The sequence below is a fragment of the Phocaeicola paurosaccharolyticus JCM 15092 genome, assembly GCF_000613805.1.
GTDB lineage: Bacteria > Bacteroidota > Bacteroidia > Bacteroidales > Bacteroidaceae > Phocaeicola > Phocaeicola paurosaccharolyticus.
Genome location: NZ_BAJR01000031.1, coordinates 22175 through 39714, shown reverse-complemented (window position 1 = coordinate 39714; position 17540 = coordinate 22175). Strand labels below are relative to the sequence as shown.

The window sequence follows — 17540 nt, the reverse complement described above, 5'->3', positions numbered from 1 at the left end:
CCTAAGTTTCTGTAATAATCCCTGTCTATAATACCGCTCCTTATTTGGAAGAATCATTATCTAGTATTGTAAATCAAACTTTAAGAGATATAGAAATTATTATTGTGGATGATGGTTCAAGTGATGGTAGCAGTGATATTATTGATAAGTTTGCTAATGACGATAAGAGAATAATTTTTATCAAGCAGAAAAACTATGGGCAGTCTGTTGCAAGAAATGTTGCCATTGATATTGCACAGGGCGATTATATCTATTTTATGGATAGCGATGATATTCTTAATTTAGATGCACTTTTTCTTTGTCTAGATAGATGTAACAAGAATAATCTTGATTTACTCTTTTTTGATGGTAATATTATTTATGAAGAAGGTGCAAAAGAAATTTCTTGGGACTATAATAGATCAAATTATTTCAATGAGGATGAGTTGTATTGTGGAAAGTCTCTGATAGAAAAGATGCTAGAAACGTACTCATTTAGGGCTGTACCGTGGTTGTATATTGTAAAAACTGATTATTTTAGAAAACTAAATATAAGATTTTTACCCAATATTATTCATGAAGATGAGCTTTTCACATTTTTGTTGTTTTTGCAGTCTGATAAAATAGGTTATTTGAATATAAAACTCATTTTTCATCGAATTAGATGTAACTCTACTATGTCTAAAGTATTCTCATTATTTAATGTAGATTGTTATATTGAGGTTCTAAAAGAAGTTCAGAAATTTAAAAAAACTAATTTGACTTATTCTGAGGTTATTGATAGATATACTTATTATGTGATTAATACTGTATGCCAAACAGCAAAATCTTTAAATTACAAGGATAGAATTAAATTTTACTTGAAATGTAGAAGTAGTAATCTAGATAAATATCTTCACAAGAAGAATCTATTTAAGTTATTTATCTGATAAATTTTTATATATTCTAGCAGGATTACCAACTGCTATAGTGTAATCAGGAATATCTTTAGTAACTATACTTCCTGCTCCAATGACACAATGCTTTCCAATTTTTACACCAGCTAGAATGACAGAGTTAGCTCCAACCCAGACATCATCATCAATAATGATAGGGGAGGTGACAACTTTTTGTTCATCTATCCTTCTTGATAGATCATTAAAGGAGTGATTCATTCCTGATAAAACAACTCCTTGAGCAATATTTACATGGTTTCCAATAATTACTGGTCCAATGACAGTATTGTGTAATCCAATGCGTGTATGTGAACCTATAATGACATCTCCTACAGCATTATTGATGCATGACCAATCTTCTATTACTGAATAATCTCCTAAATGAAAGTCATGAAATGGAGTAATGTCTTTACGAACACTTCTATATATTATACTTTTTTTGCCTCGTTTAGTATAAAACCTCATGAAAAGCCTAATCCACCAATTAGGCCTTGTCTTTACTGGATGCATAATAAGTCGGTAAAATATACTTTTAATCTTATTATGAGAATATATATACTCTTTTATTGTCATTATTAACCTCCATGTTGAGTGTGAATAAAACTCTTGTTTGCACTTTTTATTTTAAATAGGTTTACAAACATCATCATAAAATAGTGTGGTAAGTTTGATAAAGCAATAATAAGTCTTTTATCTCTCAAATATTTTGGAATTGCAGCATACAAAGATGTCAGTAATAAAATAAGCATACCCCACCATACTATAGAAAAAATAGGACTAATAATTGTAATAATTAAAGTTGTAATAAATAGAAAACCAATTAATAAACTCTTTGGTAAAATAATAGTTTCTATAATTTTTATTATATAGTTTATATTACCTTTTTTTATTACTACGAGTAAATTGAAGAGCAAAAGTTTAAGCAGATGGAATTGAGTACCTATCCATCTTCTTCTTTGATATTTTATGCTCTTTTTGTTGCTTACCTTTTCATCTTTGAAAATGATATCTTCGTTATAATATATAAAGTGATTTTGTTTTAATAGTTGTTCTTCAATTTCTTTATCTTCTCCAGTACTTTCTAAGTTTTGTACATTTTCGATAAACCATTTATAATCTAATACTACTCCAGAACCAATTATAGATGATGATATATTAATTGCATTATGTCCTTTTCTGTATATTGAATTATTCATCTCTTCAATAACACTATCCATATAAGAAATATTATTATCAATATTTTTGGACTGACGATGGGTTTGTAATGCTATACATCCAGTCTCTGAAACGAATGAGTTTATATCTTCAATATAATTATATGGGACAATATTGTCAGCGTCAAGAATTATAACATAATCATATTTATGTAATAATTTACTGGCGTATTTTAATGATTTTGCTTTTGAGCTGTTCTCGAATTTAACTTCATATAGGTTAATCCTTTTACGGATTAATCTCTCATTTGTTTCTGTTGACATACTATCTGATATTACATGTATATCATAATTGATATTGCTGTAGCTTTGAGATATTAGAGAATCAACCGAGTCATCTATTACATCATCCTCTCTATAAGATGGTAATAGAATAGCAAATTTATTATAAATATTTTTTTTTGTTATTTTTATTGGATGAAAGAAAAATGAGGCAAAAGAGAAAACAGATATGTATAATATACATATTGCGAAATAAATAAATAATATAGCAAAAGTTATATTAAGAAATTCAGTCATAATGATTTCTCTTTTTAAATAATAAATTAATTAATGCACTTAATGCAATAATAGGAATAGCTTTCATTGATTTGTTGAATTTATTATCAACTAGGTAATCTGGTGTAGCTAATGCCATTGAGAAAAGCAATAAAATAAATAAAATGAACCATTTTATACTTAAACTCCACTCTATAAATAGAAGTATTGTACTAAAAAAAATAGTAATAATAAACATAATACTTCTTGGGAAAATTCCCCATTGAATAATCCTGTCAGCATAATCGAAATTGCCACTTACAATTGCACTAGGAAGATTTTTAATATTCCCAAAGAATGAACTATAATGAGAGTGTATCCAGTTTCTCCTCTGAGTATAAAACTTATTTTTCCCACCAATTTTAGTTGCATATATGTTAGCATCGTCAAGATAATCTATAAATATTCTATCTTTTAATAATAAAGATTCTAAAGCCTTCTCATCTTCTTCGTCTGATAGCTTATTTATATTTTCGTTGAACCATGAATAATCAAATGCCATACCAGAGCCATTTAGTGATGATGAGAGTCCTAAGGCAACATGGCCTAGTCTTGTAATAGTATTATTTATTTCATCAGCTACAGCATCAATTACTGATATATTAGTAGATCTCTCTTGTCGCACCCTATGGCTTTGAATAGCAATTGAACCAGCCTCAAAAGTTTCGTTTATTTTTATTAAGTAGTCAGTATCAACAAGGTTGTCTGCATTCAAGATTACTGCGATATCATAGTTGTTTTCATTCAAAATAGATGTTGCGGCTTTTAAGGCTTTAGTTTTTGAACTTTTAATAAAATTAGCTTGAACTAATGTTATGGGAAGTTGAGAAAGACTTAAAATAGTATCAGGATGAAGGTGATCAGCAATTACTACTATTTCATAACAATCAATAGGGTAGTCCTGTCTCATTACGGATCTTACTGTAGGAATAATATAATCATCATCTTTATATGCAGGTATAAGAACTGCAAATCTGTGCCTTGCTTTTGTATTATGATAAGCATCATTTTTTTTGAAAAATGCAGCAAATGAGAAAAATAACAGATAGAGAACTGTTATTGAACTAATAATAAAAAATAATATGTCAAGTAATTGAATGATGAACATAATTATATTGTTATTTTAAAATAATCTATAATACCTCTAATTTCAGCTTTTGCTATCTCTTTTTTACCATAAACTAGAGTTCTAATTAAATTATAAGGGTATGCTATAGAAAGATGATATAAAATTATAAAAAATAATTTGTATTTACTACGGTTGTTATAAGCAAATAACAATCTGTTTCTTGTAAGATAGTAAGCTTTTATTGGGCTATTTAAACCTATTGTGCCGCTATTCTTGTGAACGATTTTAAAAGATGGCTCTACATAAATCTCATATCCTTTCTTTTTAAACTTTTCACACCAATCAAACTCCTCATAATATAGAAAATAATCTTCATTCATAATTCCGACATTTTCTATTGCTTCTCTTTTAAAAGCCATCGCTGCTCCATGTAAAAATGCAGTTTTTATTGATCTATTATCATCTTTAAAATTTGTGAGTGCTTTGTTTCTAAGTGTAATTTCGGAGAGCTCAGTATATCCTGCAAATTGAATCGAGAAATCTTTATCCTGATTTAGAATAATAGGAGATATACCTGCAACTTTATTATAATTCAGTTTTTTTAGGAACTGTGGTAATGTGTCATTTATTATTAATGTATCATTGTTTAAGAAGAAAAGTATATTTCCTTTTGCTAATTTAATTCCAATATTATTTGCACCTGCGAAACCAAGATTCTTTTCACTCCTATAAGTAATAATATTAGGATATCTGTTTTTTATTAATATACTTTCATTTATTTCTGATCCATTATCTATAATAATAATTTCATATCTAAATGAACTAATAACTGTAGTCCAAGAATCAATGAAATTACAGGTGTCATAATAGCCATTGTAATTTACAGAGATAACAGATATGAAATTATTTGCATCCATGCTCTTTACTATATTGTTTATCTAAGTATGGTCCTAAGAATACTAATGTGAGACATGTAAATGATAGGAGACCATTAGGAAACTGTAAACTAACTTGGTTAGCATATGAAGCAACTAACAAACCAGCACAACCACATAGTAGTCCAGTCAAAAGCCCTCTTATTTCTTCATTTTTAATTTTAAATAGAATAATGTACGCTCCATATGCATATATGATAAACTGTAAAATAAGATATATTGTAAGCCCAACTACTCCTAATCTCATCCATATGTATACTAAATCAGAATCAGAAGCACAGGTTGATACAAAATAAAATTTATTTTGTACAGATATATCAGAGGGCTGTACACCTATTCCAATTCCAAAAGGTGCTTCCTTCATGTATGCTTTTAATGCTTTTTGATTCTCAATTCTAACTTGAAATGATGCATCCTCAATATTAAAAGCTGTTCTCATTCTTCTAATAGCAGAGTTGCTATTACCTATGGTAGTAAACTTTAATATGAAAAAAGCAGTAAATAGACAAAACGCTGATAAGGCAATATATTTCCATTTTTTAGCAAGAATTGTAAATAGTGCAATGCCTACAAATGGAATAGCCATTGCTGCTCTTGTACCTGATAACAGTAATCCCCATATAGAAAACGCAGCACTTAAAATGAATAGAATTTTTAAGTATCTGTTTTTTGTGAATATTGAGGATATAAATAGAATAACGAAAGATAAGCCCATACTACAACCAAAATTAGCAGCATCTGTGAAAAAAGAGAAAAACCTTATACCAGAATAGATTAGATGTGTTCTCGCTCCAACTGTCATAAGCCATTCGTACTCTGTGCTATCAAAACCATGGTATTTTTGCCAAATTCCTCTTGATGCACCAAGAATAGTAAATATAGATAGAAGAAGAAGGAAGTAGTAAATAAATTTGTGACTTTTACAACTTAAAGATATTACAAAACAGGTAACAAATGGATATATAGCTAATGGTCTAACGGTGCGAAGCATGATTCAAAATGTATTGAGCCTGTAACATTATTACCAATATTTATAGTACAATATAATAACCATATAAATGTAACTATTGTATATACATTTAATACTTTGCTAAAATCTTCATGTTTATATATCTGTTTTATTATTATAAATGCAATAATTGTACCATAAATCAAATCAAAGACATTAGTAATAGGAATAGAAATATAAATATATCTTGTCACTCCCATAATAATATAGTTGGTGAGAAAGAGGAAAGTTAAAGAAATCCATGACTTAGTTAAAGCAATACCTACAGATAGTAAAACAATTGGTATAATACCAATAAGTAAAGAAGATTGGTATCCTATTATGCAAGATAAACACATAAATAGAGATATACCAATTATTGCAACTAATAGGTTGTAATTTATCTTACTAATGAAATTATTATTTTTCATTGTTTACATAATCAGTCGATGTAAGTCCTAATTGTGATAATTTATATTCTAAGTTCTTTAAAGATGTATATGGAGGAAGTTGTCCAGTAAAGTCCTCTACACAACTCCTATTTGCTTGTGTTAAATATATAAAGAGAGGAACCTCATCATCTTTCTTTCGTGAAAGATCATCATAAATTCTTTGGTCAGTATTCTTCCAAGTCCTATTTGCTCTAACGACAAGTAGATTTAAACTTGCCTCATTTATAATAGAAGGAGATATAGGATTATCTTTAAGTATAGGGAATTCTACAATAATAATTTCATTATCGTCAATGTCTTTACATATATCATTTATACTTTTTGCTTCTATATACTCGCTATCTTCGCTTAAGAAATCTTCTTCGTAAGTTATTCTTCGTACATTTAATCCAATGCTATTCCAGTAAAACTCTAGAGCTTTAGCTATATTAGTCTTTCCATCTTTGTGCTCAGTACTAAATAGATTAATAATACGTCGCTTCTTTCCTGAGAGATACGGCAATATATTAGTACTAAGGTTTTTAATAGCCATGCTCTCTATTGACTTATTATATCTTCTGTATCTAAGTGAACTCTTTTGCGGGAATGCTCCAATTACACCTCCACCAGTAAGTCTTTCCGCTCTCGTTTTATCTCTAAGAGTATGATCTAAAATTTCAATTATCAAAAAATACCCAATAATAAATAGTATTGCTGCAAGCATGGACGTTAAGACAACCATTCTGCTGTTACTAGATGATGAGTTTAAAGGAAAAAGAGGTGGGTTCATTACTTTCAAAGTAGCCGCAGTCATCTCAAGATTTTTCTGCCTAAGTATTGCTTGATTCAATGCGCCCATTATTGACATGTAGTTACTTTCAACAAATCCAATATTTCTCTCTTTTCTATTTAATGTAGCTCCAATTGGTGAGTAATATACAAAGTCTTCATCTAATTTCTCCCTCATTATATTCTGAGCTTGCATCTGTGATTTTGTTTTCTCATTGAGAACTACTTGTTCTAGCCATTTATCTACTAATGTTTCAGAGGGAATATTATCAGTTGTGGAATTAACAGAAGATATTTTTTTTGCAATATTTGACATGTTTTCTTCTGTCTTATCTCTTTCTCTATTTAATTTATCATAATATCCAGTGTTATTGGTTAATGATCTAGAATACAAATCGTTGTTAATAGTAGACAGGCGATTTATATTATCTAGAAACTCATTACTGTTTTTTATCCTTTTTGCTACTTCACCTAACTTGTTTTCGTAAAAGTTTGTTAATGCTGAAGAGGTAGTACTATTAATAAGTAAATCATTATCAGTCACCCTTTGTGCAGCATCTAGAATTGTAACCTGTTTAGTCTGCTCCTCAAAGTTAATAATACGATGTTCAATATTGTATTCTATAAGTGAATCCTCTGCAGATGTCAACTGTGATCCTAATCTTGCCAACTCCTCACGGAAGAATTGAATAACATTATTGGTCTCTCCATACCTAAGTTCTCGATATTGTTTAACAAATTCTTCATTTAAAATGTCAAGTGTGTTATAAGTGATACCTGGGTCGTTGGCACTATAACCTATCTCAATCATATCACTATTCCCTAATTGAGATACTTTTATTTTTTCACTTAGTGAAGCTATACTAAAATATGGATTATTGTAATTTAATAATTGGTAAATAAAGTTATTAACTGATGGGCGTTCAAAAGCAACAAGACGGTTATATGTTTTTTCTTCATCTTGCTTGTCAATAAGTGGCCTAAGTTCTCTTGGTATTGATTGATTTAGGATATTAAAGTGTTCTGCTGTAATATAACTAGTATTTTTTTCAGCATCTCCATAAATTAGGCAACGAGTAAGAAGTTTTAATGAGACAGCTTTTAATGTTCGTTCTGTAGTAATAATATTTATTAGGTTACTTAGATGCACATTCGCATTTTTGTAATCAGATTGGTCAACATTATAACCAGAAATTATTCCAGTATAAATTGTTGTTTTTACGTCATAATTCTTTTCTGTGTTTCTTGTAATAATCCATACAAAAATACCTACTAGTATTGGAACTATAATAATCCACCAGCGAATGCGATAGAAAAAACTTATTATATATTTGAATTGTTCCATATTCTAAAAATTAGTCTGAGGTAAAATGTCTGTTTTAGAAAGAATTTCTAGTACTAGTATCTGTTCTCTGATATTAGAACGAATATTTTCATATTTAGCTTTAGTATTACACTCTTGTTCTTTCACAAGAGCTACAGCGCTAATATTATTTCTTTTATGTCTATATTCTTCTTCTGCTTCTAAAGCAGCTCCTTGGTAAAGCGCCAAAATTTGCGAAGTTTCTTTTAATAATTCAATATTTGATTCTATATTAACGTAAATATGAATTATCTGTTGCTTAAGAAGGTCAAATGCTTGATCTTTAGTTAACTCAGCTTTTTCTAGAAGTATTTTTTGTCTATTGACTTTTCCTTTTAAATCAAATAACTCCTCAATTGGTATATTAACATTACCTCCAACATTCCAGTAATTTTGTTCTATACCTGTATATTGATAAAATATGGGTGTTAAAACATCAGTTTGAGTACCATAATTATCTGTAACGCCATGCGAATATCCAGCTCTGGCTGAAAAAAAATTCATCCAGGCTTTCTTCTCTTTAGTAAGTAACTTTTTCTGAAGTTGTCTATCTTTTTCCAATATAGAAACACTAGGATTGTTACGGGCATTTTCAAATAACACACTTAAGGGTGGTAACTTAAATGAATCATCACTAATAGAATCACTAATGGTGTTATTCTTAGACTGAACTATTATATCTGTCTTAGGAGCCTCTTGAATTACTTTATTGTTGTCTCCCTTTGCTAAAAGATTGAGACATGAAAAAGAACATAGGCTAAATAGTATGTAATATTTTAATTTGTTCATAAATACATGTTTTAAACATTACCTTTTTGGACAAATGCTGTTAGTGTTTTGAATAAAATTTTAATGTCAAGCCATAAAGAGAAATTGCGACCATATTTCAAATCCAACTCTTTTCTTTCTATAGATGATAATTTACAATCATCACCTCTTTTTTCAACTTGCCAAAGTCCAGTCATCCCTGCTGGAGCTAGAAAACGATCTATACTTTCATCATTAGTAAGCTTTTCTGCTTCATATAGAGGAAGTGGTCGATTCCCAACTATAGACATGTCACCTTTAAGGACATTAAATAACTGTGGTAACTCATCTATACTTAATTTACGAATAATCCTTCCAACTTTAGTTACACGAGGATCATTTGCAATTTTAATAAAAGGATTCTTATTACTTGTTATCTCACCGACCATATTCTCTGGCAATATACAATCATCTGAGACTAATATAGAGATATCTTTATCAATATTTAATATATCATCACCAATTACTACTCCATCATCATCAAAAATCATACCACCATCGCCAAAAGTCATATCTCCTAGTTCTTCAACAGAAAACTCTTTAGGAGTTATAGTACCTGCCACTTGATTTTGTACAGAGTATTGGTTTAGGTGAGACAAATCGTCCAATCTCTTATCTGCATCAATATACATTGAGCGGAATTTAAAGAAACTAAAAATTGTGTAATTTGATCCGACTCTTGGAGCCGAATATATTATCGGACCTTTACTCTCAATCTTAATTGCTAATGCGGTCAAAAAAAGAATTGGAGATAGTATAATTATAAGTAAAGTACCAAAAATGAGGTCAAAGATTCGTTTCCATATTGGAAGTTTGAATATCTTTTTATCATCCTTGCTCTTTTTGGTTTTCTGATATAGTACATCCTGACGTTTTTTTATAAGGTTCAGTTTGTATATAAGATCATTTTTTGAGATTGATGGATATATAGTATCATTTATCCCACTTTTAAGATAAGCGGTTCTCTCTTCACTATATAAATTATCAGTAATGAGCATTATATATGCTTGATGAAACTTTTTTCTGAAGGATAGAATATTATTGATATCATAACTCAATTCCCCTTTTTCAAAAAGAATAACAACGTTTTCATGTACTTTAAGGTTAAGACAAATGAAAATTGCGTCCTGATAATTCAGGGCGTAAATCATTTGTACATTTTCAAGTCTTCCAATATTGGATAAGAAACTTTTGTTCTTACCGATATATAAAAGGTTTGTCATCTTTTAATCAATAATTTTCTTAATCCTAATTTTAAGTTCCATAGGGTTGAATGGCTTTACAATATAATCTTCAGCTCCCTCTTCTAAAAGACGAACCCTTTCACTAGTGCTATCTTCACTACTTAGAATTATTACTGGTATCTGTTTGAATAGCTCGTTACTTTTTATCCAATTAAGGAAATCGTCTCCTCTCATTTCAGGCATTCTAATATCAGTGATAATTAAATCTGGAATATTGCCTTCTTGAAGCCATTTCATTCCTTGTACTCCATCAGGAAGCCAAACACAATCGTAGTCATTTCTTAAATATATGGACAAGACTTTAGCTATAGTCTCTTTATCATCTAATATAAGGATCCTCTTTTTCATATTTATTAAAACTTTGTCTGTAAGGCAAAAATAAGTAAAAAATGTATTTATCATACTATAAACTAATGTTTTTTAATACTCTGCGCATAAATTATTTTTTTTATTTCTTAATTACTTTTTTTTGTTTTCTTAAGCTCTTTTTGATATGGTAACTAATAATATGTATTCAGTAAATGAGAGGATTAGGCACTAATTGTAAATAATAAGATAAGTTGGAGCATTGATAATGTATAAAGTATGATATGTACAAGATTGAAAACAAGTGTTTTAAAACATAGCAAAAAACGTATTGTTAGATGTTGTATTTATGAAAAAGTATTTATATTTGCAGCGTAAATAATAATATTATGGGAAACCAAAACGAGAACATTAATCTACATGTGTCTGTTGACTGTGTGCTGATTGGTTTTGATAAAGATAAATTTAAAGTTTTACTTGTTCGCCAGATGGATGGTGGCGAAAATGATAAGTATAACAATATGAAGCTTCCAGGAAGTCTAATCTATGATGACGAGAACCTTGATGAGGCTGCCAAGAGAGTACTTAGTGAGCTATCCGGCTTGAAGAATGTAAAGATGAGCCAGTTTAAAGCCTATGGGTCGAAAGATAGGACCCGTAATCCTAAAGATGTATTATGGTTAGAGAGGTTTCATAAATTGGACAGCTTGAAGATAGATAGAATTGTTACTATAGCATATTTATCATTGTTGAAGATGAGTAGGAATCTTTCTAATCTTTCAGACAAATTTGATGCTGAATGGGTTCCAGTTGATGAAGTTCACAGCTTAGCATTTGACCATTTCCAAATTTTAAAAGATTCAATACTACATATAAGAAGATATGTTGAGATGTCACCTTGTGTAATATTTGACTTATTACCTAGGAAATTCACTATAGCTCAATTAAGGACTCTCTATGAACTTATTTATGATAAAGAATATGACGTTAGAAATTTTCATAAAAAAGTAACTCAAATGCAGTATGTTGTTCCATTGGATGAGAAGCAGGTTAATGTTAGTCATAGGGCTGCTAGGCTATTTAAATTTGATAGAGCTATATATAATAAATCAGGACGTTAATCATTAAATTAAATAAATATGTATTTATTAGGTTATGACATAGGAAGTTCGTCTGTTAAGGCGAGTCTTGTTGATGTAAATACGGGAAAAAATATTGCATCTGCATTTTATCCTAAAAATGAAGCCCCTATTATTGCTGTTAAAAAGGGATGGGCAGAACAAGATCCAAAAAATTGGTTTGAGTATCTAAAAATGTCTACAAAGGCTGTTATGACTCAGAGTGGCGTTGATTCTAAGGAGATAAAAGCCATTGGTATTTCATATCAGATGCATGGATTGGTTTGTGTTGATAAGGATAAAAAAGTATTGCGTCCAGCAATAATCTGGTGTGATTCTAGGGCTGTTCCTTATGGACAGAATGCATTCCAAACTATAGGGGAGGATGTATGTTTGAATCACCTATTAAATTCTCCTGGAAACTTTACAGCTTCTAAATTAGCATGGGTGAAGGAAAATGAACCTGAAATATATGATAAGATATATAAGGTAATGCTTCCTGGCGATTATATTGCTATGATGCTTTCCGGTGAAATATGTACTACTGTATCTGGTTTGTCAGAAGGAATGTTTTGGGATTTTAAAGAGAATAAGATTGCTGATATTATAATGAAATATTATGGATTTGATAGTTCTTTTATTCCAGAAATTAAGCCGACTTTCTCAGAACAGGGTAGAGTAAATGCATGGGCTGCACAAGAGTTAGGTTTATGTGAAGGTACTCCTATTACATATAGAGCAGGAGATCAACCTAATAATGCTTTGTCTCTCAATGTCTTTAATCCAGGTGAGATCGCTTCTACAGCTGGAACTTCAGGTGTAGTTTATGGAGTGAATGGTACGATAAACTATGATAATAAATCTAGGGTTAATAATTTTGCCCATGTTAACCACTCTATTGACCAAACACGTTTGGGCGTTCTGCTGTGTATAAATGGCACAGGCATTCTTAACTCATGGATTAAGCATAACATTGCCCCAGAAGGAATCTCGTATAATGATATGAACTTACTAGCTGCAAAATCTTCTATTGGTAGCAATGGAATCTCCATTTTGCCATTTGGTAATGGTGCTGAGCGTATGCTTGAGAATAGTGAAATCGGCTGTTCTATAAATGGAGTTAATTTTAATGTTCATACAAAAGAAGATATAATCAGGGCTGCCCAAGAAGGAATAGTATTCTCATTTAAGTATGGAATTGAGATTATGGAGAGCTTAGGTATCAATATCAAGAAGATACATGCAGGATATGCAAACATGTTTTTGAGTCCTATATTTAGCTCTACGCTTGCAGGTATAACTGGAGCTACGATTGATCTATATGATACCGATGGATCTGTAGGTGCTGCTAAGGGTGCAGGTATTGGAGCAGGTCTCTACAAGGACAATAATGAAGCCTTTGCAACACTTAAGAAATTGCAGACCATTGAACCGGACTTGAATAATAAAGAGGCTTATGAAGAGGCTTACTTAAGATGGAAGAGTCTATTGAAAAAGAATTTAGAATAAAAATAATTAGTTAATACAGGTTTTTAAATAAAAAAAAATTATGGCAACAAAAGAGTATTTTCCTGGTATAGGAAAAATTAAATTTGAAGGTAAGGAGAGTAAAAATCCTATGGCTTTCCGTTATTATGATGCAGAAAAAGTTATCAATGGAAAGAAGATGAAAGATTGGTTAAGATTCGCTATGGCATGGTGGCATACACTTTGTGCAGAGGGTGGAGATCAATTTGGTGGAGGAACTAAATCATTCCCTTGGAATGGCAACTCAGATAAAGTTCAGGCTGCTAAAAACAAGTTGGATGCTGGTTTTGAAATTATGCAGAAACTTGGTATCGAATTCTATTGTTTCCATGATGTAGACCTTTGCGAAGAGGCTTCTACTATAGAAGAATATGAATCAAATTTGAAAGAAGTTGTAGCTTATGCTAAACAAAAACAAGCAGAAACAGGTATTAAATTATTGTGGGGTACTGCAAATGTATTTGGTCATGCTCGTTATATGAATGGTGCTGCAACTAACCCTGAATTTGATGTTGTAGCAAGAGCTGCTGTTCAAATAAAGAATGCTATTGATGCAACTATCGAACTTGGTGGTAGCAATTACGTATTCTGGGGCGGTAGAGAAGGATATATGTCACTTCTTAACACAGACCAAAAACGTGAGAAAGAACATCTTGCACAGATGTTAACTATTGCAAGAGACTATGCTCGTTCTAAAGGCTTTACTGGTACATTCCTTATTGAACCAAAACCAATGGAACCAAGTAAACATCAGTATGATGTTGATACAGAAACAGTTATTGGTTTCTTGAAAGCTCATGGTCTTGAAAAAGATTTCAAAGTTAATATTGAGGTTAACCATGCAACACTTGCAGGTCATACATTTGAGCATGAACTAGCAGTAGCTGTAGACAATGGAATGCTAGGTTCTATTGATGCAAACCGCGGTGACCAACAGAACGGATGGGATACTGACCAGTTCCCAATTGATAATTACGAATTGATTCAGGCAATGATGCAGGTTATTCGTAATGGTGGTTTCGGTAACGGTGGTACTAATTTTGATGCTAAAACTCGTCGTAACTCAACAGATCTTGAAGATATATTTATCGCTCATATCTCTGGAATGGATGTTATGGCTCGTGCATTAGAATCTGCTGCTGCTTTACTTAACGAATCTCCATATAAGAAGATGTTCAGTGATCGTTATGCCTCTTTTGATGCAGGTAAGGGTAAAGATTTTGAGAATGGTAAATTAACTCTTGAAGATCTTGTTTCTTATTCTAAGAAGTTGGTGAGCCAAAACAAGTAAGTGGTAAGCAAGAACTTTACGAAGCAATTGTAAATATGTATTGCTAATTTTTTACAAATAAATATTTGAGCAACCGCCACCATAGTCAAAATGGTGGCGGTTTTATTATATAATATAGAAATTAATAGTTAAATTTGTATTTTAACTATTAATTATATGGCATTGGAAAATAATCACCTTGTTATTATGGCTGGAGGGGTAGGAAGTAGGTTTTGGCCTATGAGCACCCAAGAGTTTCCTAAACAATTTATTGATGTTTTAGGATGTGGTAAATCATTGATCCAGCTTACCGTAGATAGATTCAAAGGATTATGTTCGTTAGATAATATATGGATAGTAACTTCTAAAAAATATATTTCTATAGTAAAAGAGCAACTTCCGGAAATACCTGAAGATAATATACTATGTGAACCATGCAGAAGAAATACAGCTCCATGTATAGCCTATGTGAGTTGGAAAATTAAGAAACGTAATCCTAATGCAAATGTAGTAGTCACTCCAAGTGACCATATTGTAACTGATGTTGTTGAATTTCAAAGAGTTATTAAATCTGCATTAAATTTTACAAATCAGTCTGATGCTATTCTTACATTAGGAATGAAACCAACAAGGCCAGAGACTGGTTATGGATATATTGAAGCTGATTTATCTTTGCCATCCACAAAAAATAAGGAAGTATTTAGAGTTGATTCATTTAAAGAGAAACCTGACGAGGAGAGAGCAAAAAAATATCTTCAAAAGAATAACTTCTTCTGGAATGCAGGTATTTTTGTTTGGAACATTAATACTATTGTAAACTCCATTAGGGTATATCAGCCAGATATGGCAGCAATATTTGAAAAAGTTTTTCCATACTTCTATACTGATAAAGAACAGGATATGATTGACTCAGAATTCCCACTTTGTGAGAATATCTCTATAGACTATGCGGTAATGGAGAAAGCTGATGAGATTTTTGTTTTTCCAGCTAATTTTGGCTGGAGTGACTTAGGTACTTGGGGATCACTTTTCGACAATAAAATCAAAGATGCTCATAACAATGTATTAATTGGCAATAATATTAATCTTTATGAGTCTAGAAATTGTATTGTTCATACTATGCAAGAAAGAAAAGTTGTTGTGCAAGGGCTGGATGGTTATATTATTGCAGAAAATAATGATACATTATTGATATGCAGATTAAATGAAGAGCAGAGAATAAAAGATTTCTCTCAAGATTAGTCTTTTATCTTTTTGCAGATCAGGTTCTGTAAACATGATTAAAAAAATGGGCTCCCTCCGTAAACTTGGGGATTTAACAAATTCTATTTCTTCTTGATTAATAATATTATCTTTGTTTAATGCAAAGAAAATATAGGATCAATTATTTTCATTGTTCAGAAAAACGGATCAGGATAAACTGTTCAACCGATCATGATTCATTGTTCAACCAGTCATGATTCATTGACTAATCGATCATGATCTATTCATTAACCGATCACGACAGATTTGCGACATATATAATAGACCGGTTTTCATGTACATAAACAGATGCTGGGGTTGACCAATGCCGATGCTGAATCTTTTAATGCAAAACAAGAATCTTTCAGGGCTACATTCAGAGGAGTTGATGATGTAAAGTTTTACTTGTTCAGGGTTACTAAACAGTATGCTTAATTTGTTAAATCCCTAACTTTAGGGGCTGACCCGTAGTATCTGAACCAATAAACGCAATATATAAAAAGGATTATATCAAATCATTTTATGATGAGATATAATCCTTAATTATTATAATTATGATAGGGCTTATTTAAGAGCTTCTAATGCCTTTTGGTAATCTGGCTCTTGTGTTATTTCAGGAACTAGTTCTGAATAAATCACTTTTCCTTCAGTATTTAATACAATAACGGCTCTTGCTAAAAGTCCTTGTAGTGGAGAATCCTCAATCAATACACCATATTCTTTACCGAAATCAGAAATATTTCTGAAGTCAGAAAGAGCAACAACATTTTCAATGCCTTCTATAGAGCAGAAACGACCTTGAGCGAATGGCAAATCTTTAGAGATAGCTAATACAATAGTATTCGAAAGAGATGCAGCATGTTGATTGAACTTTCTTACAGAAGTTGCACAAACTGAAGTATCCAAACTAGGAAAAATATTTAGAATTAAATATTTCCCTTTGCTTTCACTTAGTTTAAATGGACTTAAATCCCCCTTTATCATTTCAAAATCAGGAGCAAAAACTCCGGTTTGAATAAAATTACCTGCCAATGATACCTGGCCACCTTTTAAATTTGTTTTTGACATAATTCTACATTTTTCTATATAACAAATTGTTGAAGGAAATAGTTTGGTTAAAATATTATTTTCTTCCTTTTTGTATGAAGAATAATACAATCAAAATTCCGATTGCAATAAATATGTATCCTATCTCACTGCTGTATTCTGTTACAGTAGACATGAGTTTATCTTCTGGAACAACAGAGTAAAGATAATATCCTATAGCAGCAAGAATTGTATTCCATAAAAGCGCTCCAGCTGTAGTAAAAATAAGGAATGTAGATAACTTCATCTTTGCCAGGCCTGCAGGTATAGATATTAATTGGCGTACTGCTGGAATCAATCTACCTATAAATGTAGACAAAGCTCCATGGTCATCAAAATACTTTTCTGCATGTTTGACCTTGTTTTCGTCAATGAGACATATATGACCGAATTTGCTATTAGCAAATTTGTACACTATTGGTCGACCTACAAAATAAGCTAAATAGTAGTTGATAAGCGCGCCAAGATTAGCTCCTAAAGTAGCAAATAATACAACTAGAAAAACGTTTAGGTCACTTCCTGCTGCAGCAGCTTTATATGCAGCTGGTGGTACTACTACTTCAGAAGGAAAAGGTATAAAAGAACTTTCTATTGTCATTAATAGTGTTATTGTCCAATAATTTAAGTTATCAAGACACCATTGTATGAATGCTACTGATTCCATTTTTTGTGATTGTTAATAGATTAAGATATATTATTT

At 31.0% G+C, this 17540-nt stretch carries 17 protein-coding genes and 2 pseudogenes; 8 read left to right on the top strand and 11 right to left on the bottom strand.

Annotated elements, in window-relative coordinates; genetic code table 11:
- Nucleotides 1-14 precede the first annotated feature (14 nt).
- Nucleotides 15-908 (top strand): glycosyltransferase, encoded by an 894-nt coding sequence (locus JCM15092_RS15970; protein WP_369384658.1) that lies wholly within the window; start codon nucleotides 15-17, stop codon nucleotides 906-908.
- Here JCM15092_RS15970 and JCM15092_RS11760 read toward each other — a convergent pair.
- Genes JCM15092_RS11760 through JCM15092_RS15965 form a run of 5 tightly spaced genes read right to left on the bottom strand, consistent with a single transcriptional unit; the run spans nucleotide 897 to nucleotide 5255 of the window.
- On the bottom strand, nucleotides 897-1487 hold the full coding sequence (locus tag JCM15092_RS11760) for an acyltransferase (RefSeq protein WP_024994833.1): 591 nt from the start codon (nucleotides 1485-1487) through the stop codon (nucleotides 897-899). The two genes, JCM15092_RS15970 and JCM15092_RS11760, sit on opposite strands and share 12 nt — an antisense overlap.
- A 2-nt stretch (nucleotides 1488-1489) precedes the next feature.
- Nucleotides 1490-2647: a glycosyltransferase family 2 protein gene (locus tag JCM15092_RS11755; protein WP_034541977.1), complete on the bottom strand. Its 1158-nt coding sequence runs from the start codon at nucleotides 2645-2647 to the stop codon at nucleotides 1490-1492.
- Complete coding sequence (locus JCM15092_RS11750; protein WP_024994831.1) at nucleotides 2640-3773, bottom strand: glycosyltransferase family 2 protein; 1134 nt, start codon at nucleotides 3771-3773, stop codon at nucleotides 2640-2642. Before JCM15092_RS11750 ends, JCM15092_RS11755 begins: the two co-directional genes overlap by 8 nt.
- Nucleotides 3774-3775: 2 nt before the next feature.
- Nucleotides 3776-4651 carry a glycosyltransferase family 2 protein gene (locus tag JCM15092_RS11745; RefSeq protein WP_024994830.1) on the bottom strand — a complete coding sequence of 292 codons (876 nt, stop codon included), beginning with the start codon at nucleotides 4649-4651 and terminating at the stop codon, nucleotides 3776-3778.
- On the bottom strand, nucleotides 4638-5255 hold the full coding sequence (locus JCM15092_RS15965) for an O-antigen ligase family protein (RefSeq protein WP_235782344.1): 618 nt from the start codon (nucleotides 5253-5255) through the stop codon (nucleotides 4638-4640). Before JCM15092_RS15965 ends, JCM15092_RS11745 begins: the two co-directional genes overlap by 14 nt.
- Between JCM15092_RS15965 and JCM15092_RS17620 the strand changes: the two genes are divergently transcribed.
- Nucleotides 5155-5442, top strand: coding sequence for a hypothetical protein (locus JCM15092_RS17620; RefSeq protein WP_024994828.1), 288 nt, complete (start codon nucleotides 5155-5157; stop codon nucleotides 5440-5442). The two genes, JCM15092_RS15965 and JCM15092_RS17620, sit on opposite strands and share 101 nt — an antisense overlap.
- Before the next feature lie 449 nt (nucleotides 5443-5891).
- Nucleotides 5892-6056, top strand: a complete 165-nt coding sequence (locus JCM15092_RS17255) for a hypothetical protein (RefSeq protein WP_159101400.1) — start codon at nucleotides 5892-5894, stop codon at nucleotides 6054-6056.
- 21 nt (nucleotides 6057-6077) lie between these two features.
- On the opposite strand, the gene JCM15092_RS11725 is transcribed toward JCM15092_RS17255, so the two are convergent.
- The 4 genes from JCM15092_RS11725 to JCM15092_RS11710 are packed head-to-tail and all read right to left on the bottom strand — an operon-like array spanning nucleotide 6078 to nucleotide 10639.
- Nucleotides 6078-8222 (bottom strand): GumC family protein, encoded by a 2145-nt coding sequence (locus tag JCM15092_RS11725; RefSeq protein WP_024994826.1) that lies wholly within the window; start codon nucleotides 8220-8222, stop codon nucleotides 6078-6080.
- A gap of 3 nt (nucleotides 8223-8225) precedes the next feature.
- Nucleotides 8226-9029, bottom strand: coding sequence for a TolC family protein (locus JCM15092_RS11720; protein ID WP_024994825.1), 804 nt, complete (start codon nucleotides 9027-9029; stop codon nucleotides 8226-8228).
- 11 nt (nucleotides 9030-9040) lie between these two features.
- The gene (locus tag JCM15092_RS11715; protein ID WP_024994824.1) at nucleotides 9041-10270 is read right to left on the bottom strand and encodes a sugar transferase; all 1230 of its coding nucleotides are present in this window, start codon (nucleotides 10268-10270) and stop codon (nucleotides 9041-9043) included.
- A 3-nt stretch (nucleotides 10271-10273) separates the two neighbouring features.
- Nucleotides 10274-10639, bottom strand: a complete 366-nt coding sequence (locus JCM15092_RS11710) for a response regulator (RefSeq protein WP_024994823.1) — start codon at nucleotides 10637-10639, stop codon at nucleotides 10274-10276.
- Between the two features lie 347 nt (nucleotides 10640-10986).
- Here JCM15092_RS11710 and JCM15092_RS11705 point away from each other — a divergent pair, with 347 nt between their 5' ends.
- From JCM15092_RS11705 to JCM15092_RS17115, 5 genes and pseudogenes are all read left to right on the top strand, one after another.
- A complete protein-coding gene (locus JCM15092_RS11705) occupies nucleotides 10987-11718 on the top strand; it encodes an NUDIX hydrolase (RefSeq protein WP_024994822.1) in 732 nt (243 codons plus the stop codon).
- 18 nt (nucleotides 11719-11736) lie between these two features.
- On the top strand, nucleotides 11737-13224 hold the full coding sequence (locus JCM15092_RS11700) for a xylulokinase (protein ID WP_024994821.1): 1488 nt from the start codon (nucleotides 11737-11739) through the stop codon (nucleotides 13222-13224).
- Between the two features lie 40 nt (nucleotides 13225-13264).
- Nucleotides 13265-14580 (top strand): annotated as a pseudogene (gene xylA / locus JCM15092_RS15960) (xylose isomerase).
- A gap of 109 nt (nucleotides 14581-14689) precedes the next feature.
- Nucleotides 14690-15754, top strand: coding sequence for a mannose-1-phosphate guanylyltransferase (locus JCM15092_RS11690; protein WP_024994820.1), 1065 nt, complete (start codon nucleotides 14690-14692; stop codon nucleotides 15752-15754).
- Nucleotides 15755-16072: 318 nt separating this feature from the next.
- Nucleotides 16073-16189, top strand: a pseudogene (locus JCM15092_RS17115) (ISAon1 family transposase); the annotation flags it as partial.
- Between the two features lie 129 nt (nucleotides 16190-16318).
- On the opposite strand, the gene tpx reads toward JCM15092_RS17115, so the two are convergent.
- Entirely contained in the window at nucleotides 16319-16822 is a 504-nt protein-coding gene (tpx, locus tag JCM15092_RS11680) for a thiol peroxidase (protein WP_024994819.1), read from the bottom strand.
- A gap of 55 nt (nucleotides 16823-16877) precedes the next feature.
- On the bottom strand, nucleotides 16878-17504 hold the full coding sequence (locus JCM15092_RS11675; RefSeq protein WP_024994818.1) for a DedA family protein: 627 nt from the start codon (nucleotides 17502-17504) through the stop codon (nucleotides 16878-16880).
- Between the last annotated feature and the right edge of the window lie 36 nt (nucleotides 17505-17540).